This window comes from Blastomonas sp. CCH9-A1, assembly GCF_001557175.1.
Classification (GTDB): domain Bacteria; phylum Pseudomonadota; class Alphaproteobacteria; order Sphingomonadales; family Sphingomonadaceae; genus Blastomonas; species Blastomonas delafieldii_A.
In genome coordinates this window covers 1-22,280 of record NZ_LSHM01000061.1, presented here as the reverse complement: position 1 = coordinate 22,280, position 22,280 = coordinate 1, and the positions used below count along the sequence as shown (strand labels likewise).

Genomic DNA, 22,280 nt, shown 5'->3' with positions numbered 1-22,280 from the left:
TGGCGATGCCCGCACAACGAGGCGGCAGCAAAGCGGTTGCGACGATTTTACGTGTCGGTCAAAGCGAACCGATGGCCAGGAACCGCGCCTCGCGCGCAGCCTTGAGCTCTGCGGGGCTGAGCTTCTTGAGGCCTTCCAGCTCTTCGCGGATAGCCTTGCCCAATTCGCCGATCGCCGCCACCTGGTCGCGGTGCGCGCCGCCGACCGGCTCCTTGACGATGCGGTCGATGACGTTGAGCCGCTTGAGGTCCGCCGCCGTCACCTGCATGGCCTCGGCAGCGTCGGCTGCGCGATCGGCGGTGCGCCACAGAATCGAGGCGCAACCTTCAGGCGAGATCACCGAATAGACGGCATGTTCGAACATCAGCACGCGTTCGGCCGAGGCCAGCGCGACCGCGCCGCCCGAACCGCCCTCGCCGACGATCGCCGCAACCATCGGCACGCCAAGCGTCAGGCAGCGCTCGGTCGAGCGCGCGATCGCTTCGGCCTGGCCACGCTCTTCGGCCTGAACACCGGGAAACGCACCCGATGTATCGACCAGTGTCACCACCGGCAGGCCGAACCGGTCGGCCAGGTCCATCAGGCGGATCGCCTTGCGATAGCCTTCGGGCTTGCCCATGCCGAAATTGTGCCGGATGCGGCTTTCGGTAGTGTCGCCCTTTTCATGGCCGATCACGACCACGCGCTGCTCGCCCATCCGGGCGAATCCCCCCATGATCGCCTTGTCGTCGGCAAAAGCCCGGTCGCCCGCCAGCGGCAGGAAATCGTCGAACATGCCCGCGACATAATGCTTGAAATGCGGCCGCGCCGGATGGCGGGCGACCTGAGTCTTCTGCCAAGGGGTCAGGCCCGCATAGGTCGAGGCCAGCAGCTTGCGCGACTTGGCGGCAAGCCGTTCGATCTCGCTCTCGATATCGATCTCGCCGGTATCGGCGGTTTCACGAAGCTCGGCGATGCGCGCATCGAGCGCGGCGATCGGCTTTTCGAATTCCAGATAGCTTGTCATGCTCATGACGCAATCGCCTAGCCCTGCCGCCGCCGCTCGGCAAGATTCATCTGCGCGAGCGGATGGCGGCGATTGACCAGCGCGACCAGGCGGCGGCTGTCGACATGGGTGTATATCTGCGTCGTCGCGATATCGGCATGGCCCAGTAAGGTCTGCAAGGTCCTGAGATCCGCGCCGCCTTCGAGCAGATGCGTGGCAAAGGCGTGGCGCAGCACATGCGGACTGACACGCGCGGGATCGATGCCGGCGCTGGCGGCAAATTCCTTGATCAGCTGATAAAGGCGGATGCGGCTGATATGCCCGGTGCGCGAAGGAAACAGCCAGCGCGGATTGGAAGATGGCACCGCCAACCAGCGCTGCAGCGCTTCGCGCGCGCGCCCCGATATCGGCACCAGCCGCTGCTTGCCCCCCTTGCCGGTGATCGCCAGCAGCGGGCGTCCGGCGAGCGCCGCGCTGCGCGGCAGGCCGACCAGCTCGCTCGCGCGCAATCCCGAACCGTAAAGCAGTTCCAGCAGGGCGAGCAGGCGAATGTCGGCAGCGCGCGCTTCGGGAGCCGCAGCGCGCTCCTCGGCAAGCGCGAACAGTCGCGCGATCTCTTCATGGCTCAGGATCTTCGGAAGCGGACGCTGCACCCTGGGCCGCGCCAGCATGGCCTGCGCGTTCCGGGTCTCCCCGCCCAGCCCCTCGTCTTCCAGGAAGGCGAAGAAGCCGCGCAGCGACGAGCTCTTGCGTGCCAGGCTGCTGGCCGCGAGTGAGCGCCAGTGACGATCGAGCGTTGCACGCGCACTCTCGTCGGCCCGAGCAAGGCGACCGCCCAGAATTTCGGACGCCTGTTCGAGATCACGGCGATAGGCCGCCACCGTGTTGGCCGAAGCGCCGCGCTCCGCCGCCATCATTTCCAGGAAACGGTCGATCAGGCGGGCGTCGTCGCTGCCCACGGATCAGGCGCGGCTGACGGCTTCGGCTGCGATCATCCGCGCTTCGGCCTGGCGCCCCACCGTGCGCAGCGCTGCCACGACGTGATAGAGCTGACGCGGCGTCATCGCCGACCAGTCATTGCCCTGCATGCCAAGACCGACCAGCAGCGTTACCAGCCCGTCATTGCCTTCAGCGGCGGCAGCAGCAATCGCGCGGGTCCAGCGGGTTTCGCCGCCGAAACCGATGCCCAGGTCCTCTGCGAGCGAATCGCGGTCAGCACTGCTCAGCCGTCCCAATCCGGCCAGGCCCGCGACGAGAAACGCGCTCTTGCGCGCCTCATTGCTCTGGTCATTGTCGAAGAAGCTGCTGACCTCGGACGCGGCGACCTGCGCGCGTCCCGGAACCGCGACCGCGAGCACCGCCCAGCCGAGGCTCCCGTCTTCCACCACCGACCGCCAGCGCGCCGCACTGGTATCGAATCCTGCCGACACCATCGAAACGATGAGATCATCGGCATAACCGGCGAGATCATCGGAAGGCGCGACACGCGCGGCTGCATGTGCGGTCAGGATATGCGCCGAATAGCGGACGAAGGCGTTCTCCGAACGGTCCCAGAGCGCGCGCATCGCCCGCACGCGGTCATCGGCGTCGGTTGCGACATAGGCGGTGCGCAGCAGCGCCATGCGATCGCGCAGCGCCTCGTCGGTGCCCGGATCGTCGAAGGTCGCGCCATAGAGATCGACCATATCGGCGCTCGACAGCATGCCCATCGCCGCTGCGACATCGGCAGCCTGCACGCGCGAGGCGAGCGGCGCCATCGGCGCGCGGGCGCGCCAGGCCTGGAAGTTGCGATCCGCGCGTGCATAGAGCGTTTCGGGCGGCTCGATCCCGGCGGTCAGCGCCAGGCCAAAGCGCCAGCGGGTGAGTTGATCGACATCGTCCCATTGCACCGTGACCGCGCGCCTGCCGTTCAGGCTCGCGCCGACGATTTTCTCGGCGAGCACCACGTCGATGCGGTCCATCGCCCCCGGGCGTCGCGCCCGGTCGATCTGTTCGCGCGCCGCGCTGCCCTCGCCCGAAAAGCCCGAACACATCGCGCGGATCAGCTGCCACTGGTTGCCCTTGGCGGTCTCTCCGGCAAAGGGCAGCAGCGGGCACATGCCGAGCGGATCGGCCGACGCGACATAGCTGTCGAGCGCGACATTGAGCAGGCGCGGCGTCGCGGCGGGCGGATCAATCGCCTGCACCATGCGCACCGCGCCATCGGCGGACCCGATGCGCAGCAGCAGCGCCGCGCGTTCGGCGGCCCAGTTGGCGCCATTGAGGCCCTGGGGCGTCGCAAGTTCGCTCAGCAGAAGCTTCTGCAGCCCGAGCGAGGCCCAGCGAGACACGATGCGCCCGCTGGTCCGGCGCACCAGCGTCTGCGCATAAAGACCACCGATATTGCCCAGCGAGGAGGCCGCAAACCCGCCATTGGCCTGGGTCAGCGGTCCGATAAGGTCGAGCGAGCGCCGCGCGCTCGGGGGCAGCGACTGGGTCAGCGCGATCTGCGCCTCCAGTTCTTCCTGCAGTTTGGCGAGCTCTTCGCTCAGTTCCTCGTCAGTCGGTGCATCCTGGCCGGCAATCGAAGGCAGCGGCGTCGTCGGCAGCGGCACCGCCGTGCCGGGGGCTATCGGAGCAGCGCGGCCCGGCTCTGCCGGAGGCGGCGGCTCGGACTGCGAGGGCGCGGGCGCGGGATCGTTGAAACCGGGCGGAAGCAGCGATTCCGGCGCCTCGTTCTGCCCGATCACCGGCGCGGACACGAACGCCAGCGCCAGCAGGCTGACACAGCCCAAAACCATCCCCCGCCGCATGAAATCAGCCCTCGGACTGGGAGGAGCCGGCAGCGGCTCCGCTCTTGGCCGCAGCAGGCAGCGGGATCGACTTTTCGACGCGCTGGGTCGGCACTTCGCCACCGCGCGACCAGGCCAGAGCCAGCAGACCGATCAGGGCAACGGCGATCACCACCAGAATGATCGGGCCCTTGGGCCGCCTGCGCCGTCCGTAATTCTGTCCGATAATGGCCATAGCCAGGATATTCTCCGTCCAAGTCAAGATAACTTGCGCCACCGCCTAGCCTATTTATAGGCTGCGCGGCAATGCTGCAGAACCGAAAATCAGACCCTGCGCGGCTGGCCGGGGATATCATGCGATGGCTCGACCGGCCGCTGGTGCTGGTGGGGTTGATGGGCGTGGGAAAGTCGACGGTCGGCAAGCGGCTGGCGAACGATCTGGGCATCGGCTTTGTCGATGCCGACGAGGAGATCGAGAAGGCCGCGCACATGACCATCGCGGAGATTTTCGAACGGTTCGGCGAGCCCTATTTCCGCGATGGCGAACGCCGGGTGATTTCAAGGCTGATCGACGGACAACCGCGCGTGATCGCCACCGGCGGAGGCGCGTTCATGAACGAGGAGACCCGCGCGCTGATCCTGTCAGGTGCCATCGCGATCTGGCTCGATGCCGATATTCGCACGCTGGTCGAGCGCGTCAGCCGGCGCAATACCCGGCCGCTGCTGCGCAACGGCAATCCGGCCGAGGTGCTCACCCGCCTGGCCGAACAGCGCAACCCCATCTATGCGGAGGCACAGATCCATGTGCGCAGCAAGGATGGGCCGCACCACCGCACCGTTACCGCAATATTGGAAGGACTGGCCCGATGGCACGGCTGAATATCGCGCTGGGCCAGCGCAGCTATGATATTCTGGTGGAGGCCGGTGCGCTTGCCCAGATCGCTGGGCATATCGCACCATGGACGCGCCGCGGGCGGACGCTGTGGATCAGCGATTCCCATGTCGCCGCACATCACTGGCTGCGCGTCGAGGCGCAGCTCGCCAGCGCCGGCGTCGAAGCGCATCTGCATATCGTTCCGGCGGGCGAAGCGAGCAAGAGCTGGTCGGAACTGGTGCGCCTGATCGACTGGCTGCTCGCCATGGGCGTGGAGCGCAGCGACACCATCTTCGCACTGGGCGGCGGGATGATCGGCGACCTGACCGGCTTTGCCGCCTCGATCGTCAAGCGCGGCTGCGAATTCGTGCAGGTGCCGACGACCCTGCTGGCGCAGGTCGACAGTTCGGTCGGCGGCAAGACCGCGATCAACACCACGGCGGGCAAGAACCTGGTCGGCACCTTCCACCAGCCCAGATTCGTGCTGATCGACCCGCAGGTGCTTGCCACCCTGCCCCCGCGCGAGATGCGCGCCGGCTATGCCGAGGTCGTCAAATACGGGCTGATCGACGATGCGCCATTCTTCGACTGGTGCGAAGCGAACGGTCAGGCCGTACTGGCGCAGGATTGCGCTGCGCTGGAGCATGCGATAGTCACATCAGTCGCCGCCAAGGCGCGGATCGTCGGCGAGGACGAGCGCGAGACAAAAGACCGGCGCGCGCTGCTCAATCTGGGTCACACCTTCGGCCATGCGCTCGAGGCCGATACCGGCTTTGGCGAGCGGCTGCTGCATGGCGAGGCTGTCGGTGTCGGAATGGTGCTGGCGCTGCGCTATTCGGCGCGGCGCGGCCTTTGCGAAACGCGCGACGCTGACCGGGTCGCTGCGCATCTGGCAGCCTGTGCCATGCCCGTGACGCTCGCCGGTGCAGGCGTGACCGCAGATGGTGCCGCGCTGGTCGACCATATGCGCCACGACAAAAAGATGACGGGTGGCACCCTGCCCTTCCTGCTGCTGCACGGGATCGGCAGCACCTTCGTCGCGCATGATGTCGAACTCGACGACGTGGCGCAATTCCTCGACGAACAGCACCGCGTCGCCGCACCGGCGCCGTCCTTGTAAACCTTCTCTTTAGGACGATGCGCTAGAAGGCGGGCGTGGGGGCAGACCGCGCGTCTGCCTGCCACACCTTTGCCTCGAGCCAGCGGAGCCTTGAACGCGTGTCGTTTATCCAGCCAGGAGCCTTTGATCGCGCCCAGCCCGAGGCGGCTCCGCCGCGCTCGCTGGAAGCCGCGCTCGCTCTGGGCATGAGCGACACCCATGTGTTTGTCGCGCGTCTGGCGGATCGAGTCGCCCCGGCGCGGCCCATGGACCTGGCCGATGCCGCGCATTTCCTCTGTCTGCTCCATGGCCGTTATCCAGGCCTGATCGATTATGCCGCAACGCGCAGCGCCGATCCGCAGGTCGGCAAATGGCTCGCGCGCGCGTGCGAGGCCTTTGTCGGCGAGCGCGCGCTGCTCACCAAGCTCACCGTGGCCGCCGGCCCCATTACCAGCACGCCGGGTCAGGACAAGTGCACGCCGGCGATCATCAACCTGCGCGGCGCGCTCAATGCGCTGTCCCAGTCGGACCGGCAGGGTTGCGCGCTGGGTGCAGCCTTTGCCCTGGTGCTCGATTGGCATATCATCCGTGACGTGCTCGACGTCATCGCCCAGCGGACTGGCCTCGAACCGCGCCCATCCACCCTGCCCTCGCGCGAGGAGACGCTGGAACTGGCGGCCATGATCGGAAGCGATCGTTCCATCGGCCGTGCGATGGGTTTCGGGGCATCGCAGATGCTGGTGCAGCACCGCAGCTTCTGGGACATGCTGGCTGATCGCGCCGAGGCACGCCGCCTGCAGGACGGACTCTGACGGCCTGATTCCAGGCACCCTCAACGTCAGCCTGCCGCAAACGTAAACGTAAAGCCAAATTGCTGTCGCGGCTTGCCAAGCCCGCCCAAGCCCCTTATCGCTTAAACGCACAGTTAATAGCGGCAGGAAGGCGAGGCTCATGCGTTTTGAAGGCACCAGCGACTATGTGGCAACCGATGACCTGAAGGTGGCGGTCAACGCCGCGGTTGCGCTGCGCCGCCCGCTGCTGGTCAAGGGCGAACCGGGCACAGGCAAGACCGTGCTGGCACATCAGATCGCCGCTGCCGCCAACGCCCCGCTGATCGAGTGGAACATCAAGTCGACCACCAAGGCGCAGCAGGGCCTGTACGAATATGACGCGGTCGCGCGCCTGCGCGACGGCCAGCTCGGCGACGAGCGCGTCCACGACATCGCCAACTATATCAAGAAGGGCAAGCTGTGGGAGGCGTTCACCTCGCCCCAGCTGCCGGTGCTGCTGATCGACGAGATCGACAAGGCCGATATCGAGTTCCCCAACGACCTGTTGCAGGAACTCGATCGCATGGAATTCTACGTCTACGAGACCAAGGAACTGGTGAAGGCACAGGAACGCCCGATCGTCGTCATCACCTCGAACAATGAGAAGGAACTGCCCGACGCCTTCCTGCGCCGTTGCTTCTTCCACTATATCAAGTTCCCCGATCGCGAGACGATGCAGGCGATCATCGATGTGCACTTCCCCGGCATCCAGAAGATCCTGGTGCAGAAGGCGCTCGAAATCTTCTACGACGTGCGCGAGGTGCCCGGCCTCAAGAAGAAGCCCTCGACCAGCGAGCTGCTCGACTGGCTGAAGCTGCTGCTGCACGAGGACATGCCGCTCGAGGTGCTGCAGTCGCGTGACCCCAGCAAGGCGATTCCGCCGCTGCACGGCGCGCTGCTCAAGAACGAGCAGGACGTGATGCTGTTCGAGCGCCTCGCCTTCATGGCGCGCCGCAACAGCTGATCCTCGGACCTTCGTCAGGGTGCGGTTTCGGCCTGGTCCGATTCCATCACGAACCGCACCCGCTCGACACAGCCGACTGCGCCTGGCCCCGGTTTGACCCTTGCAGAACGCAACACTGTGACGGCTTGGGCACCGAAATCTGCGCTCGGCTGGCTGGCCTTGACCTGGATGTTGTTGATTTCGCCCCAGGGCGCGACATCATAGGTCACCACCGCCCAACCCTCGATCGCCCTGCGACGATAGGGTTCGGGAAAGCGCAACACAGGCGGCGTTGCCCACTCGCGACGCTCCGGACAGGTAGCACCGGCAGGCCGGAACGCGTCCTCTTCTGGTGCCGGTGGCGCAGGCAGCGTGCCGGCGGAGCGCCAGTAAGAGAATCGGCACCCCGTGAAGGCACCGGACCAGTATCGCGTCTCGGTTGTGGCTGCCCGGCTGGCTTCGTCAAGCGCGGCGTTACCCGAACTGGCAAGCGTCTCGACATTGATCGAGGCTCCGCTTTGTCCGACGTCATAGCCCACCATCGACCAGTCGCGCACGCCAGGTTCGGCAGGGATCGCGCGGAAATTCGGGAACGCCCGGTTGCGCAAGCCTGCCACCGAATCGCCCTTGCACGTTCCGGTTGCAAAAATCCGTTTCCAGGCCTCGGGAGGGAGCGGACCGGAGACCGGATTGGCGGAATAGGCCATCAGGGCCGATAGCGGCGCATCATCGATTGGCATCAGTTCGGGGGAAAAGACGATCGCGCAGCCCTTTTTCGGCTGGCCGGGTCTGAAGCGCGTCGCGGCCAGCGCCGGGCCGAGATCATCCGCAATTCCATAAGGGGTGGCCGCATCTCCCTTGCGAATGGCCAGGGGCCTGCCGCTGGCGTCTATGTCGAATGCGAAGCTGACAGGCGCGTATTTGGCGTTGTTGGGGTAGACCCTCTGAAGCCAGGGCCGCTCGATCCGAACAACGCTCGCAGCCGTGCCGCTGCAGTTCACGTGCCCTGGAGTCCAGGAAAGCAGCGCCGCGCGAGCAGGCGCTGGCGAGGGCGCGATGACGATCGGCGGCGGCGGTACCGTCGCTGCAGATGGCAAGGGCAAGGCGAGCGCGAAGAGACTGATCATGCCGGGAATTCTGCCATGCCTGTCGCTCGATGACGAGCGCCCTCATGTTCCCAACTGTGCCAAATGCGGCGAGATGAAACCGCGCTGGCGGTAGTTCAGGGTTCAGCGGATATAGGCCAGCTCGAAATTGCCCCAATAGCGGCCCTTGATCCACAAGGGCACGAAGATGTTGCGCAGGATGCAGCCGTCGCTGGCCGTGGGTTCGAACCGATAGACGGCCGCATAATAGCGGTCATGCTTGTGCGCGATGGCGCCCCGGGTGGTGTGATCGAGCACGATCATCCGGTTGCGGCAATGTGCGGCATCGTGCTGGTGATCGCCCGTGGGTTGGTGCGAACGCTCGCTGATATGCGTCGGCAGATAGCCATCCTCGTTCGATATCACCGCACCATAGGCATGGTTGTTCTGGCCCCAGAAGCGGTCGAGGATCGGCCGGATGCGTGCGTCGGCAAAGTCGTTGAACCGATTGTCGAAACGGTTGAGACCAGGCTCGCCGCGCGGGCGATAATCTCGGTCGAAGACATCCGCCTCGGTAATCTGACCGCCATCGATCGCTGCCTCGATAAGGTCCCTGATCTCGTCGCCTGTCGCAACCGCCAGCTCGACAAACGGGTTGTCGCGGTGCGACAGCCCGGTGTGGAGCAGCTGGTTGAAGACAACATTGGACAGACCCTCGAGCGCATTGCTCTGGCTGAGCGCGTCGTCGAGCTGGTTGCTGCACCCGGCGACATCTTCCATGAACACGAACAGATTGTCGCACAGTTCGCCCGTGTCGGATCGAACGCCGGTGCTCGAATCCGCGATTGCATCCGCCTTGGCGGCGACTTCGCGCATCATGTTGCCGGCCTGGCGAATGGTGACGTCGATCGTTTCCAGATGCCGCTGCGCGCTGCGGCTCTGTTCGACACCCCGTTCGACCTGCGCCATGAAATGCCCGGCCTCGGTGCTGAGCGAATGCATCGTCCCGGCGATCCGGTCGGTGACCTGACGCGTGTCCTGCGCCAGCTTCTTCACCTCGGCGGCGACGACGGCGAAGGTCGCGCCAGCGGCGCCAGCGCGTTCGGCCTCGATCGCGGCATTGAGTGCGAGCATGTTGGTCGAGCGTGCGATTGCATCGATCGTCCGGCTGGCCAGGATCACGTCGTCCATCGCATGGGCAAAGCGCTTGACGTCTTCACCGAGGCCCTGGATCAGCGAGATAAGATCGTGCAGCTCGAGCGCCGAGACCTGCATGGTATCGGAACCCTCGGCAAGGTTGCGGTATGCCGCCTTGCTCATTTCGCGAGCGCTTGTGGTCGCGACGACCACCTGCTCCTGCTCTTGCGCCAGGTTGCGCGCGATCTGTTCGAGATAGGATCGCTTTTCGCCGAGCAGCGCCATGCGATCGCGAACCGCCGAGACGATCCCGCCGACCCGCGATGCACCGATAACCGATTCGCCGCAGCTTTCCGCCATCTGCTGGACGGCATCGCTGTCTGGCGGAATAATGCGATGCTGCTCCATCAGGGACCTTTGCACTGGCGTTATGGCATGGCGTAACGGCTTATGGTTAAGGCCGGGTAAAACGCGCGCCGTGACGCTTCGCGCTTGCCAGACGAGCTGACTGCGGGCATCGTCCAAGGCTGACGGAAACGTAAAGCAGCAGGGACCCGCGATGTTCTTTTCTTTCATGGACGAATTGCGCAGCGCCGGCATATCGGTGTCGCTCAAGGAACATCTCATCCTGCTCGAAGCGCTGAATGCGCAGGTCATCGAACAGAGCCCCGAGGAATTCTATTATCTCTCGCGCGCGACGCTGGTGAAGGACGAAGGCCTGCTCGACCGGTTCGACCAGGTCTTTGCCAAGGTGTTCAAAGGCCTGGAGATGACCTTCCAGGGCAATGACAGCGCCACCATTCCCGAGGATTGGCTGAAGGCGGTGGCCGAGAAGTTCCTCTCCGAAGAAGAGATGGAGAAGATCAAGTCGCTCGGGTCATGGGAAGAGATCATGGAGACGCTGAAAAAGCGGCTCGAGGAGCAGGAAAAGCGCCACCAGGGCGGCAACAAGTGGATCGGCACCGGCGGCACCAGCCCGTTCGGCAATTCAGGCTACAATCCCGAAGGCGTGCGCATCGGCGGCGAAAGCAAGCACAAGCGCGCGATCAAGGTCTGGGAAAAGCGCGAATACCAGAACCTCGATTCGACCCGGCAGCTCGGCACGCGCAACATCAAGGTGGCGCTGCGCCGCCTGCGCCGTTTCGCGCGCGAGGGATCGGCCGACGAGCTCGATATCGACGGCACCATCGACGGCACCGCCCGCCAGGGCTGGCTCGACATCCGCATGCGGCCCGAGCGGCACAATGCGGTCAAGCTGCTGCTGTTCCTCGATGTCGGCGGGTCGATGGATCCCTTCATCAAGCTGTGCGAGGAGCTGTTCTCGGCTGCTACGACCGAGTTCAAGAATCTCGAATTCTTCTATTTCCACAACTGCCTGTATGAAGGCGTGTGGAAGGACAACCGCCGCCGCTTTACCGAGCGGACCAACACCTGGGACATCCTGCACAAATACGGGCACGACTATAAGGTGATCTTTGTCGGCGATGCCTCGATGAGCCCGTACGAGATCAGCCATCCGGGCGGGTCGGTCGAGCATTTCAACGACGAGGCCGGCGCGGTATGGATGAGCCGCGTGGTCAACACCTATCCCGCTGCAGCCTGGCTCAACCCGGTGCCCGAGAACCAGTGGGGCTATTCGCAATCGGTGCGGATGATCAAGGACCTGATGAAGGACCGCATGTATCCTCTGACGCTCGAAGGGCTCGACGATGCGATGCGCGAGCTGGTGCGCAAGCACGGCAACTGATCGGGCGCGGGCGGGCGCTCAGGCCTTGCCTGCGTAACGATCGGTCGCTGCAATCAGCTGGTCGAGGATGCCGGGCTCGGAATAGGCATGCCCCGCCCCTTCGATCAGCTGGAAATCCATGTGCGGTAAGGCCTTGTGCAGCGCCCAGGCGTAATGCGCGGGGCACGGCATGTCGTAGCGGCCATGCACGATCGTCCCCGGGATGCCGCTCAACCTCGCAGCATTGCGCAACAGCTGCTCGGGCTCGAGCCAGCAGCCATGCACGAAATAATGGGTCTCGATCCGCGCGAAGGCGAGCGCATAATGCCCGTCGTCATGCTGCTCGGTAAGCCTCGGATCGGGAAGCAGCGTGACCGTCTCCCCCTCGTACAGGCTCCAGGCACGTGCTGCCCGGACCTGAAGCTCCGGATCGTCACCGGTGAGTCTGCGGTGATAGGCGGCGAGCATATCGTGACGCTCGTCCTCAGGGATCAGCGCGGTGAACCGCTCCCATTTGTCCGGAAACATCTGCGACACGCCGAACTGGTAGAACCAGTCGAGCTCGGGCTTCGTGCACATGTAGATTCCGCGCAGCACGAGCTGCGAAACGCGGCTGGAGTGCGTTTGCGCATAGGCTAGCGCCAGCGTCGATCCCCAAGACCCGCCGAACACCAGCCAGTCGGCAACGCCGACCAACTCGCGTAGCCGCTCGATATCGGCGACGAGGTGCCAGGTGGTGTTGGCATGCAGCGCGGCATGGGGCGTCGAGCGCCCGCACCCGCGCTGGTCGAAAAGCAGCACATCGTAAAGCGCTGGATCGAACAGCCGCCGATGGTCGGGCGAGCAACCGCCGCCCGGGCCGCCGTGCAGGAACACCGCAGGCTTGGCGCCCGGTGTGCCGACCCGCTCCCAATAGACCTGGTGGCCGTCACCTGTATCCAGCATGCCGCTGGCATAGGGCTCGATGGGCGGGTAGAGCGTCCGCACCGGGCGCAGAGCCCTTACTGCTTGCCGTGCCGAGTGTTGCTCGCGAGATAATCGCCATAGCTGCCGACATAGCTGTCGATGATCATCTGCGCTTCGTCATTGGCATAGCTCTCGGCTTCGGCCTTCTTGCCGCCATATTGCATCTCGGCCTTGACCATCAGGTCGATCAGCTTGGTCTTTTCCGCAGAGCAGGCAGAGGCCGATTCCTTGGTGAAATCGGACTGTGCCTTTTTCGCGTCCAGGCTCTCGTTGGTGAACTTGGTCAGGCAGTCGTTGAACTCCTTGCGGGCGGTATCGACCGGATCCGCAGCAGCCATGGTCATGGCCATAGCAATCATCGCAGTGAGACTCATGCTCTTCTCCCCAGAAAGCAGATTGTGCGCAGCAATTAGCACTCCGCCTGCCCGCGCGAAAGCGGATTTCAGCCAATGTTGCGGCAATTTACCGCATAAATTCAGCGAATCCGAACGCCGCCCTGAACTACTGCATCGACGCTTTCCAGCTCGCGCACATTGCCCAGCGGATCGCCATCGACCGCGACGATATCGGCGAAGCGGCCTACGGCAATCGCGCCGACATCCTGCGATTTGCCGAGCGCCTCGGCAGCATTGACCGTGGCGGCGCGGATGGCCTCGAGCGGCGTCATGCCATATTCGACCATGACCTTGAACTGTCCGCCGGCGGTCGCATGCGGCATCACGCCCGCATCGCTGCCGAACACCATCTTCACGCCCGCGCGATGCGCCTTGCGGAAATTGTCGCGCTGGATCTGCGCGACTTCGCGGTCCTTGCGCAGATTGTCTTCCATCACGCCGTTCTTCGCGCCCTCAGCCTGGGTATAGTCGGTGTTGAAGATATCCATCGAGAACCAGACCGGTTGCTTGCGTTCGGCCGCAAGACGGATGCCCTCGTCATCGACCAGGCTGGCATGTTCGATCGTGTCGATCCCGGCGCGGATCGCCGCCTTTATGCCCGCTGCGCCATGTGCATGCGCCGCGACGCGAAGGCCCCATTGATGCGCCTCATCGGCAATCGCGCGCAGTTCCTCTTCGGACAGCTGCTGCTGGCCCGGCTCGGTATTGCGCGAGAACACGCCGCCTGTGGCGCAAACCTTGATCACCTCGGCGCCATATTTGCGCTGCTCGCGCACCTTCTGGCGCAGCTCGGTGGGGCCGTCGCCCACCGCAGGCGACTTGGCCGCAAACGAGGGCGGCAGATAGGTCTGGTCGCAATGCCCGCCGGTCGCGCCGAGCGCATGCGCCGCCGGCACGATGCGCGGGCCCACCGCCCAGCCTTCGCCAATCGCCTGCTTGAGCGCGACATCGTTATAGCCCTCGGACCCGACATTGCGGACGGTCGTAAAGCCCGCCTCGAGCATGGCGCGCGCATTCGACGCGGCGACGAAGCTCCAGAAGCGATCGGTAAACTGAAGGTTGTTATAGCCGCCATAAATGGGCGAGCTGTCCAGATGCACATGCATGTCGATCAACCCCGGCAGCAGCGTCTTGCCCGACAGGTCGATATGCTCGACGTCCGACCCCCAGCGTACGGTGCGCGCATCGGCGATCGAGGTGATGCGGCCGTTCTCCACGAAGATCGCGGGATATTCGGTCACCTTGCCGGTGACGACATCGACCATCTTCGCGGCGGTAATGACGGTGCGCTGCGGCGCATCCTGCGCGGTTGCCGCAGATATCATGCCGAGCGCGAGCGCCGTTGCCGAAATCAATGTCAGTGCCTTCATGCTGAACCCCTTTCACCGCGCCGGTCGCTGACGCTGCCTGATCGAACTTTCGCCATGGATTGCAGCGCGTTGCGCGGACTGGCAAGCAAAACCGCATGCTGTCTTGCCCCTACAAATTTTTGGGGGTGGCTGGCCTGGGGTGAGCGGCCTAGAATGCTGTGATCATGAGCAACCCCGCTTCCCCTCCGCTCTGGTCGCTGACCGAGAAGGAAAAGCAGACGCTGCGGCTGATCGTCTGCGGGCATGACGCCAAGTCGATCGCGCGCGAGCTCGACCTTTCGGTTCACACGATCAACGAGCGGCTGCGCGAGGCGCGGCGCAAGATGGCAGTCTCGAGCAGCCGCGAGGCAGCGCGCCTGCTGCATCAGGCCGAAGATGCCTTACCCCCCAAAAGCTTTGGGGACATGCCATTGGGGGAAGCGTCGGGAGCCGCGACGGGCAATCAGGGCTCCACGCCGCAACCCGGCGTCGGCGCGCCAGCCCGGCGCTCCGCCCTGATGATTGGAGCTTTGACCATGACCCTCGCCTTCGGCCTGCTGGCCTTTGCCGCCCTGCCCCTACTGACCGCCACAACCGCAAGTGCCGACGCTACCGGCAAAAGCAGCGAACAGGTCGCCGACCAGCCGGTCGTCGATACCGCGCGCCATTTTCTCGCGCTGGTTGAAGCGAGGAATTGGGTGGAAAGCTATGCCGCCACCGGCATCGCCTTCCGCAAGCTCAACACGCTGCAGGTCTGGACCGATGTCTCTGAACAGGTCCATGCCCGCTACGGAAAGGCGGTCTCGCGCACGCTGCTCTCGCAGGAGAACCTTCCCGCCCCGCCCGCCGGTTACGAGGTAGTCAAGTTCCGCACCGTGTACGCGAACAAGGCCGAAGCGGTGGAAACGGTGACGCTCGATCGGGAGGATGGCAAGTGGGTGGTCGTAGGGATCACGATTGGCTGAGACTCAAGCCAGGAGTCGCTGCCCGAACCTATCAGAGGTAGCGGCTCTCGCAGCCAGAAAGCCGATCGACAGATGCGGCGGGGGTGACGACAGTACCGCATAATCCGACGTCTCGGCGACCCGAGAGTGACTATCGGGCATGATGTCGCACAACTTGCCCTCCTCCCTTGCCAACCAGAGGCTTTTGCAACGCGCGCCCGGCCGGAGCGAAGGATGCGTCGTCCATTTCGCAGCGACCGATGCGGGCGCCACATAGCCGGTTTTGCACCAGGATTGCCATTTGGGGATGGAGACCTGTTCGATCGCAGCGCTCCCGCTTGAATGATGCACAAATTGGGGCGGCGGGCTGGGCACGAAAACCGGGTGAGGCCTGTAGGAGACATGGGCCCAATCATGGCCATCATTATGGCGGGCGTAATTGGCCAGCGCCGCGATGCGCTCGGTGGCAGGTGCAAATGATTGCCACACCGTGAGCACTGCAAATATCATCACGCCGGCGAAGATCACCGCAAAAATAGCCGTACCCATGACACAGACGTCCTATTGGGAGACGGATGGCCTCCCAGCCACAACCCGTGACGGGCTGTTTATAACATTGTGCATAACCTGTTGTCCATAAAAATGGACACTCGATGTTATAAATGGTTTTTCTTGGTTTTTATTTTGCAGCTCGCAAATGGTACCCGCAGCAGAGAATGGCGGATGGCTTCACATTTTATCGCGTTATCGCAGCGGTTTATTCCGGATAAAGGCGAAGATCATCAGCATGATATCTCTCCGTCCTGATGCTTATTGTGCAAGCAGGACGCGCTGCGGCAAGCGTGAGGTCCGCGCCGCCATTGCCAGCGTCTGACTGTCGAGCGTCTTGAGAAACGCCTGTGTCGCCTGATGGAGCATGCCCGTCAGGCCGCAATGGTTTTTCAGGATGCAGCCGTCACAATCGGCGAGCTGGATGCACGGCTCTGTAAGCCGGACGACCTCGCCCAATGTAATATCCTCTGCCGCCCGGCCGAGCCGAAAGCCGCCTGATCTTCCCCGAACCGTCGCCAACAGCCCGGCCTGGGCCAGTTGGTACACCACCTTCATCGCATTGTTTCGCGAGATTCCATGGTCGGCCGCCACCTCGGCGATCGACAAAAGGCCGCCACCGTCGCGCTCGACCAGCGCGGCGTGGAGCAGGATGCGCAGGGCATAATCGGTATGCGCAGTCAGCCGCATCTCAGTTCACCTCAAAATACATGCATATCCATTGCATCATTTCTCGGCGTGCGTATAGATGCATCCATAACGCATCTTATCGGGAGGATCATCATGGCCGAGCCGCTTACCCAGAACACCATCGCCATCGTCAAGAGCACTGCCCCGCTGCTCAAGCAGCATGGGCTCGCGATCACCAGCCGCATGTACGAGCGGCTGTTCGTCAACGAGGAGGTGAAGCAGATGTTCGATCAGGCCGCGCAGGAATCGGGCGAGCAACCACGCCGTCTTGCTGCCGCGATCCTCGGCTATGCCGAGAATGTCGACAAGCTGCAGAACCTCACTCCCGTCGTCCAGCGCATGGTCGCACGGCATGTCGAGTGCGGCGTCAGGGCCGAACATTATCCCTATGTCGCCGAAGCGCTGTTGCCCGCCATCCGCGACGTGATCGGCGAAGGCGCGACCGACGAGGTGCTGGCAGCCTGGGGCGAGGCCTATTGGTTCCTCGCCGACATCCTGATCGGCAAGGAAGCCGCATTGTACGAGGAAATTGCCGCCTGATGCGAAACGGGGCGGTTCGCGCCGCCCCGTCCGCGATCAGAAATGCAGCGCGCGCCCATAGGCGCTCAGCACGCCCTCGTGCATCATCTCGCTCAGCGTCGGATGTGCGAACACCGTGTGCATCAGCTCTTCCTCGGTCGTCTCGAGCTGGCGGGCGATGACATAGCCCTGGATCAGCTCGGTCACTTCCGCGCCGATCATGTGCGCGCCCAACAACTCGCCGTTCTTGGCGTCGAACACAGTCTTGATGAACCCTTCGGCCTCACCCAGCGCGATCGCCTTGCCGTTACCGATGAACGGGAAGTTGCCGACCTTGACCTCGTGCCCGGCTTCCTTGGCCTTGGCTTCGGTAAGGCCGACACTGGCCACCTGCGGGCGCGAATAGGTGCAGCCGGGGATGTTCCAGGTTTCGAACGGGTGCGGGTTCTTGCCCGCGATATGCTCGACCGCGATGATGCCCTCATGGCTCGCCTTGTGCGCCAGCCAGGGCGGGCCGGTGACATCGCCGATCGCGCGGATGCCCGGCACATTGGTCTGGCCGAAGCCGTCGACGACGATATGGCCGCGGTTGGTCTCGACGCCGAGCGCCTCCAGCCCGATATCCTCGGTATTGGGCACGATGCCGATCGCGACGATGGCGTGGCTGAAGCTGTGCTCCTCGCTCTTGCCGTCCTTGGTCTTGATCTTCGCCTTCACGCCCTTTCCGTCGCTGGTCAGGGCCTCGACGCCCGCGCCGGTGAGGATATTCATGCCCTGCTTCTTCAGCGCCTTTTCCATGAACGCGCTGACATCGGCGTCTTCGACCGGCAGAATGCGATCGAGCATCTCGACGATGGTTACTTCCGCGCCCATGTCGGAGTAGAAGCTGGCGAACTCGACGCCGATCGCGCCCGATCCGATGACGAGCAGCTTGCTCGGCATTTCGGTCGGGGTCATCGCGTGGCGGTAGGTCCAGATGCGCTTGCCATCGGCTTTGGCGAACGGCAGGTCGCGTGCGCGCGCACCGGTGGCGACGATGATCTCCTTGGCCTCGAGCTCGCGCACCTGATCGCCCTGGGTCACGGTCATCCTGCCCTTGGCCGTAAGCTTGCCGGTGCCTTCGACCACGGTGATCTTGTTCTTCTTCATCAGGCCCTTGACGCCTGCGTTGAGCTGCCCCGAGACGGCGCGGCTGCGCGCGACGATCTTTTCCAGCTCGAAGCCCACCTTCTCGGCGGTCAGCCCGTAATTCCCGGCATGGCTCATGTAATGGAAGATTTCCGAGGTGCGCAGCAGCGCCTTGGTGGGGATGCAGCCCCAGTTGAGGCAGATGCCGCCCAGCCGCTCGCGCTCGACGATCGCGGTCTTCAGGCCCAGCTGCGCCGCGCGGATCGCGGAGACATAGCCGCCGGGGCCGGAGCCCAGCACGATGAGGTCGAATGTTTCAGCCATGGGCGGTTCTTTCTTTCCGGTTTCAGTGAGTGGATATGCCCGCAGCCGGGCTATCGGAGGGGGAGGAAATCTTTTTCGGCCCGCGCCTCAGCAGGTCGAGATTGCACAGCATCCAGACCAGGCCTGCCGCGACCGCGGGCGCATAAGCGAGCTCGGCATAGGCGACCACTTCGGTCAGCCACAAAACGAGCAGGAAGCCGCTTTCCGCCGCGACGCCGATCAGCAGAGGGACCCGCAGCCACGAAGGCGCGCGGCTGCGATCGAGCGCATAGGCGACGCCGGTCATGCAGAGCAGCACCACGAACACCATGATGAAGGTGTAATAGGCATCCTCGGTACCGACGAACATGTCGCCCAGATCCGCCGATCCTTCCTGGAACAGGGTGAAGATGAATCGACTGGCGAAGGTCGAGATACAGGTGGGCAGCAGCAGGCGGCGGAAGAGGAAGGTGAGGATGGCTGCCATTAGCCCCTCTCCCCCTGCGGGAGAGGGGTTGGGGAGAGGGGGCGTGCTCCAACCTCATTTCCTAGAAGCATTGCCAAAATCATCTCGCCCACACCTTCATCGTTGGTGAGAATGTCATAGTTCGAGAACCGCATGACCTGAAATCCCTGATCTCGCAGATAGGCATCACGCCTCATGTCGTGTTCGCTCTCCACATGCTGCGAGCCGTCCGCTTCAATTATCAGGCGATGCTCAAAGTTCACGAAATCCGCGATGTATCGATCGATCGGCACCTGCCGCTTGAACTTGTAGCCTGCAAGCCGCTTGCCGCGCAGAATTTGCCAGAGCTCGAATTCTGCATCGGTTGGCTCGCTGCGCATGGCCTTGGCCCGGGTTCGGAGGAATTGGCGTCGGCCTGGATCGGTCCTGTCCCGCATGCCCCCTCTCCCCAACCCCTCTCCCGCGAGGGGAGAGGGGCTATTGCGCAATGCGCCATTCGGCCCCGTCGTCCTTAAGCCAGCATCCCCAGCGGGTTTTCGCACAGCTCCTTGAATGCGGCCATCAACTGCGCGCCATCGGCGCCGTCGATGGCGCGGTGGTCGAAGCTGCCGGTGGCGCTCATCACGGTGGCGATGCCGAGCGCGTCATCGACAATATACGGGCGCTTCTCGCCCGCACCGATCGCCATGATCATGCCCTGGGGCGGGTTGATCACCGCCTCGAAATGCTTGATGCCGAACATGCCCATGTTCGACAGGCTGGCGGTGCCGCCCTGATATTCGTGCGGCTGCAGCTTGCCGTCCTTGGCGCGGTTTGCGAGTTCCTTCATCTCGGTCGAGATAGCCCCCACCGCCTTGGTTTCCGCACCCACGATGATCGGCGTGATCAGGCCAGCAGGCGTGCTGACCGCAACCGAAATGTCCGCGCGTTGGTAGCTGATCAGCTGGTCGCCCGCGAAGGTGACGTTGCACTTGGGCACCTGGATCAGGCTCTTGGCAAGCGCCTTGATCAACAGATCGTTGACCGAGAGCTTCACACCCTGCGCCTCGAGCGCATTGTTGAGCTCGGCGCGGAGCTTGAGCAGCCTGTCGAGCTGAACATCGACGGTGAGATAGATGTGCGGGATCGTCTGCTTGGCCTCGGTCAGGCGGCGCGCGATCGTCTTGCGCATGTTCGAGAGCTTGGATGCTTCGTGCGGAATATCGGTGGTGAACGGGGCAGCCGCGGCAGCGGGTGCTGGCGTCGGCGCACTGGCGGCAGGCGCGGAAGCGGCCTGCGGCGCAGGCGCGGCGGCCTGTCCCGGCTTGGCGCCCTCGACATCCGCCTTGACGATCCGTCCACCCGGACCCGTGCCCTTGATGGTCGCAAGATCGATGCCCTTGGCAGCGGCAATGCGCTTGGCAAGTGGGCTCGCCTTGATGCGATCGTCGCCCGATGCAGCAGCGGGGGCCGGGCTCGGCGCAGGAGCTGGTGCCGGTGCAGGCTCTGCCTTCGCTTCGGGCGCGGCAGCCGGGGTCGGCGCAGGCGCGGCAGCGGCGGGCGCATCGCCCACCTCCTCGCCCTCACCCGCGATGATCGCGATGACCTCGCCCACCTTTACATTGTCGGTACCGGCGGGGATCAGGATCTTGGCGATAACGCCCTCGTCCACCGCTTCGAATTCCATGGTTGCCTTGTCGGTCTCGATCTCTGCCAGCAGGTCGCCGGAGGCAACGGTGTCGCCTTCCTTGACCAGCCATTTGGCGAGGGTGCCTTCCTCCATCGTCGGCGAGAGGGCGGGCATTTTCAGATTGATAGGCATTGGGTGTCTTTCCCCCGATTCAGTGACCGGCGCCGTTCTCGACGCTTCAAGCCGTAGGGTCAAGGGGGCAGACCCTTGCCACACCTATCATTTTGGCGCAGTCTGCCGCGCAGCAAACGGGGCAGCAAAAAATGCGGGTATATCTGGTTATCATGGATGAGACGAGCGAGGCGTTGACAGCGCTCCGCTTCGCCTCGCGCCGCGCACAGCATACCGGAGGCCAGGTGCATATCCTGGCTTTGGTCCCCAAGCAGGATTTCGTCGCCTGGGGCGGTGTGCAGGCGACGATCGAGGACGAGGCGCGCAGCCGCGCCGAGGCCCTGGTCACCGACGCCGCCGGTACCTTGTTCGAGGACATGGGACAACGCCCGATGATCACGGTGCGGATGGGCGATGCCACCAAGGAAATCCGCAATTACATGGCCAGTTGCCCGGACCTTGCCATGCTGGTGCTGGGGGCTGCCGCCACCGGCGCGCCGGGCCCGCTGATCACCCATTTCGCCGGAGCCGATGCGGGCGCGCTGCCCTGCCCCGTCACCATCGTCCCCGGCGGATTGTCGGACGAGGAAATCGACCGGATGTCCTAACGCGACTGGTGGCGAATATTGGCAGGGCGTCCGCGCCGCTTGATCGGTGGTCGTTTTGGCTTGCCATCCGGCTTTCCGCGATAGGGTTCGCGCATGAAGTTGCCGCCTTCGGGCAGCTCGAACTTGATCGCCCCCGTCACCGGATCGGCCTCGGCGAGACGTAGCTCAAGCCGCTGACCAACGGAATAACGCTCGCCGCTGCTCTCGCCGGTCAGCGTTTGCGAGGCTTCATCATACCAGAAGCGCTCCGCCCCCAAAGTCGAGACCGGCACCAGCCCATCGCCGCCGAATTCCTCGATCGTCGCGAAAAAGCCGAAGCTCTGAACGCCGGTGATGCGGACCTTGTGAATTTCGCCGACCTTGGTGGCGAGAAACGCGGCGACATAGCGATCGACCGTTTCGCGCTCGGCCTCCATCGCGCGGCGCTCGAACCCGCTGATCAGTTCGCAGATACGGTCGAGCGAAGCGGCATCATGCTCGGCAAGGCCCGTGGTGGGCGGAAGATCGAGCTTCGGCGCGGGCGGTTGTTCAAGCCCGTGCGCGTCGACCAGCGCGCGGTGCAGCAGCAGATCGGCATAGCGACGGATCGGGCTGGTGAAATGCCCGTACGAAGCCAGCGACAGGCCAAAATGGCCCATGTTGCGTGGCCCGTAATAGGCCTGGGTCTGGCTGCGCAGCACCTGCTCCATCACCAATGGCTTGACGGTATCGTCGGTGACCTTGGCCAGGATACCGTTGAAGGTCGCGGGACGCACGACCTGACCGAGTGCGAAGCTGATGTCGAAGGTCGAGAGATAATCCTTCAAAGCCACGAGCTTCTCGCGCGAGGGCGGCTCGTGGACGCGGTACACCACCGGCGCCTTTTTCGCCTCCAGCGCCTTGGCCGCAGCGACATTGGCGGCGATCATGAAATCCTCGACCAGCCGGTGCGCGTCGAGCCGCTCGCGGACCGCCACGCTGACAATGCGCCCCGCCTCGTCGAGCACGATCCGCCGCTCGGGCAGATCGAGATCGAGCGGCTCGCGCGCCTCGCGCGCCTTGAACAGCAGTTTCCAGCACGCCCAGAGCGGCTTCAGGACGCTTTCGGTCAGCTGATCAAGCCCCTCCCCTTCAGGGGAGGGGTAGGGGGTGGG

At 64.1% G+C, this 22,280-nt stretch carries 24 protein-coding genes; 8 read left to right on the top strand and 16 right to left on the bottom strand.

Features of this window, described 5'->3' with window-relative positions; translation table 11 throughout:
* Positions 1 to 58 precede the first annotated feature (58 nt).
* The 4 genes from AX725_RS16535 to AX725_RS16520 are packed head-to-tail and all read right to left on the bottom strand — an operon-like array spanning position 59 to position 3,991.
* Positions 59 to 1,006, bottom strand: coding sequence for an acetyl-CoA carboxylase carboxyltransferase subunit alpha (locus tag AX725_RS16535; protein WP_060977019.1), 948 nt, complete (start codon positions 1,004 to 1,006; stop codon positions 59 to 61).
* A 17-nt stretch (positions 1,007 to 1,023) separates the two neighbouring features.
* Positions 1,024 to 1,944 carry a tyrosine recombinase gene (locus AX725_RS16530; protein WP_081097072.1) on the bottom strand — a complete coding sequence of 307 codons (921 nt, stop codon included), beginning with the start codon at positions 1,942 to 1,944 and terminating at the stop codon, positions 1,024 to 1,026.
* 3 nt (positions 1,945 to 1,947) lie between these two features.
* Positions 1,948 to 3,777, bottom strand: a complete 1,830-nt coding sequence (locus tag AX725_RS16525) for a hypothetical protein (protein ID WP_156439086.1) — start codon at positions 3,775 to 3,777, stop codon at positions 1,948 to 1,950.
* A gap of 4 nt (positions 3,778 to 3,781) precedes the next feature.
* The gene (locus tag AX725_RS16520; protein WP_060977005.1) at positions 3,782 to 3,991 is read right to left on the bottom strand and encodes a hypothetical protein; all 210 of its coding nucleotides are present in this window, start codon (positions 3,989 to 3,991) and stop codon (positions 3,782 to 3,784) included.
* A 71-nt stretch (positions 3,992 to 4,062) separates the two neighbouring features.
* Here AX725_RS16520 and AX725_RS16515 point away from each other — a divergent pair, with 71 nt between their 5' ends.
* The 4 genes from AX725_RS16515 to AX725_RS16500 all read left to right on the top strand — a co-directional run bounded on the left by AX725_RS16515 (position 4,063) and on the right by AX725_RS16500 (position 7,523).
* The gene (locus tag AX725_RS16515; protein ID WP_081096859.1) at positions 4,063 to 4,635 is read left to right on the top strand and encodes a shikimate kinase; all 573 of its coding nucleotides are present in this window, start codon (positions 4,063 to 4,065) and stop codon (positions 4,633 to 4,635) included.
* A complete protein-coding gene (aroB, locus tag AX725_RS16510; protein WP_060977004.1) occupies positions 4,623 to 5,750 on the top strand; it encodes a 3-dehydroquinate synthase in 1,128 nt (375 codons plus the stop codon). Before AX725_RS16515 ends, aroB begins: the two co-directional genes overlap by 13 nt.
* 98 nt (positions 5,751 to 5,848) lie before the next feature.
* On the top strand, positions 5,849 to 6,541 hold the full coding sequence (locus AX725_RS16505) for a DUF6975 family protein (RefSeq protein WP_099046459.1): 693 nt from the start codon (positions 5,849 to 5,851) through the stop codon (positions 6,539 to 6,541).
* Between the two features lie 139 nt (positions 6,542 to 6,680).
* Entirely contained in the window at positions 6,681 to 7,523 is an 843-nt protein-coding gene (locus AX725_RS16500) for an AAA family ATPase (RefSeq protein ID WP_060977003.1), read from the top strand.
* Positions 7,524 to 7,537: 14 nt separating this feature from the next.
* Here AX725_RS16500 and AX725_RS16495 read toward each other — a convergent pair whose 3' ends face one another.
* Together AX725_RS16495 and AX725_RS16490 are read right to left on the bottom strand one after the other, a co-directional pair.
* Positions 7,538 to 8,629, bottom strand: coding sequence for an energy transducer TonB (locus tag AX725_RS16495; protein WP_067512239.1), 1,092 nt, complete (start codon positions 8,627 to 8,629; stop codon positions 7,538 to 7,540).
* Positions 8,630 to 8,731: 102 nt separating this feature from the next.
* Positions 8,732 to 10,132, bottom strand: coding sequence for a methyl-accepting chemotaxis protein (locus AX725_RS16490; protein ID WP_060977001.1), 1,401 nt, complete (start codon positions 10,130 to 10,132; stop codon positions 8,732 to 8,734).
* A 151-nt stretch (positions 10,133 to 10,283) separates the two neighbouring features.
* Between AX725_RS16490 and AX725_RS16485 the strand changes: the two genes are divergently transcribed.
* Entirely contained in the window at positions 10,284 to 11,471 is a 1,188-nt protein-coding gene (locus AX725_RS16485) for a vWA domain-containing protein (protein WP_060977000.1), read from the top strand.
* Positions 11,472 to 11,489: 18 nt separating this feature from the next.
* On the opposite strand, the gene pip is transcribed toward AX725_RS16485, so the two are convergent.
* The 3 genes from pip to AX725_RS16470 all read right to left on the bottom strand — a co-directional run bounded on the left by pip (position 11,490) and on the right by AX725_RS16470 (position 14,181).
* On the bottom strand, positions 11,490 to 12,437 hold the full coding sequence (gene pip, locus AX725_RS16480) for a prolyl aminopeptidase (RefSeq protein WP_081096955.1): 948 nt from the start codon (positions 12,435 to 12,437) through the stop codon (positions 11,490 to 11,492).
* Positions 12,438 to 12,451: 14 nt separating this feature from the next.
* Positions 12,452 to 12,790, bottom strand: coding sequence for a hypothetical protein (locus AX725_RS16475; RefSeq protein WP_066110902.1), 339 nt, complete (start codon positions 12,788 to 12,790; stop codon positions 12,452 to 12,454).
* 101 nt (positions 12,791 to 12,891) lie between these two features.
* Complete coding sequence (locus tag AX725_RS16470) at positions 12,892 to 14,181, bottom strand: Xaa-Pro dipeptidase (protein WP_060976998.1); 1,290 nt, start codon at positions 14,179 to 14,181, stop codon at positions 12,892 to 12,894.
* 164 nt (positions 14,182 to 14,345) lie between these two features.
* Here AX725_RS16470 and AX725_RS16465 point away from each other — a divergent pair, with 164 nt between their 5' ends.
* Entirely contained in the window at positions 14,346 to 15,125 is a 780-nt protein-coding gene (locus tag AX725_RS16465; RefSeq protein ID WP_060976997.1) for a helix-turn-helix domain-containing protein, read from the top strand.
* 3 nt (positions 15,126 to 15,128) lie between these two features.
* Here AX725_RS16465 and AX725_RS16460 read toward each other — a convergent pair whose 3' ends face one another.
* Together AX725_RS16460 and AX725_RS16455 are read right to left on the bottom strand one after the other, a co-directional pair.
* Positions 15,129 to 15,653: a hypothetical protein gene (locus AX725_RS16460; RefSeq protein ID WP_060976996.1), complete on the bottom strand. Its 525-nt coding sequence runs from the start codon at positions 15,651 to 15,653 to the stop codon at positions 15,129 to 15,131.
* A 261-nt stretch (positions 15,654 to 15,914) separates the two neighbouring features.
* Entirely contained in the window at positions 15,915 to 16,343 is a 429-nt protein-coding gene (locus AX725_RS16455) for an RrF2 family transcriptional regulator (RefSeq protein ID WP_066114716.1), read from the bottom strand.
* A 93-nt stretch (positions 16,344 to 16,436) separates the two neighbouring features.
* Here AX725_RS16455 and AX725_RS16450 point away from each other — a divergent pair, with 93 nt between their 5' ends.
* The gene (locus AX725_RS16450; protein WP_060976994.1) at positions 16,437 to 16,883 is read left to right on the top strand and encodes a globin domain-containing protein; all 447 of its coding nucleotides are present in this window, start codon (positions 16,437 to 16,439) and stop codon (positions 16,881 to 16,883) included.
* A gap of 36 nt (positions 16,884 to 16,919) precedes the next feature.
* Here the strand turns inward: AX725_RS16450 and lpdA are convergent, their stop codons facing one another.
* The 4 genes from lpdA to AX725_RS16430 all read right to left on the bottom strand — a co-directional run bounded on the left by lpdA (position 16,920) and on the right by AX725_RS16430 (position 20,560).
* Positions 16,920 to 18,314, bottom strand: a complete 1,395-nt coding sequence (gene lpdA / locus AX725_RS16445; RefSeq protein WP_060976993.1) for a dihydrolipoyl dehydrogenase — start codon at positions 18,312 to 18,314, stop codon at positions 16,920 to 16,922.
* A 22-nt stretch (positions 18,315 to 18,336) separates the two neighbouring features.
* Complete coding sequence (locus tag AX725_RS16440) at positions 18,337 to 18,780, bottom strand: hypothetical protein (protein ID WP_060976992.1); 444 nt, start codon at positions 18,778 to 18,780, stop codon at positions 18,337 to 18,339.
* On the bottom strand, positions 18,780 to 19,196 hold the full coding sequence (locus tag AX725_RS16435) for an endonuclease domain-containing protein (RefSeq protein ID WP_060977014.1): 417 nt from the start codon (positions 19,194 to 19,196) through the stop codon (positions 18,780 to 18,782). Before AX725_RS16435 ends, AX725_RS16440 begins: the two co-directional genes overlap by 1 nt.
* A 74-nt stretch (positions 19,197 to 19,270) precedes the next feature.
* Entirely contained in the window at positions 19,271 to 20,560 is a 1,290-nt protein-coding gene (locus AX725_RS16430; protein WP_060976991.1) for a pyruvate dehydrogenase complex dihydrolipoamide acetyltransferase, read from the bottom strand.
* A 131-nt stretch (positions 20,561 to 20,691) separates the two neighbouring features.
* On the opposite strand from AX725_RS16430, the gene AX725_RS16425 reads away from it, so the two are divergent.
* Positions 20,692 to 21,147 (top strand): universal stress protein, encoded by a 456-nt coding sequence (locus AX725_RS16425; protein WP_023838999.1) that lies wholly within the window; start codon positions 20,692 to 20,694, stop codon positions 21,145 to 21,147.
* On the opposite strand, the gene AX725_RS16420 is transcribed toward AX725_RS16425, so the two are convergent.
* Positions 21,144 to 22,280 (bottom strand): RNB domain-containing ribonuclease (locus AX725_RS16420; protein WP_156445401.1); only part of this gene is annotated, 1,137 nt, incomplete at its 5' end. The two genes, AX725_RS16425 and AX725_RS16420, sit on opposite strands and share 4 nt — an antisense overlap.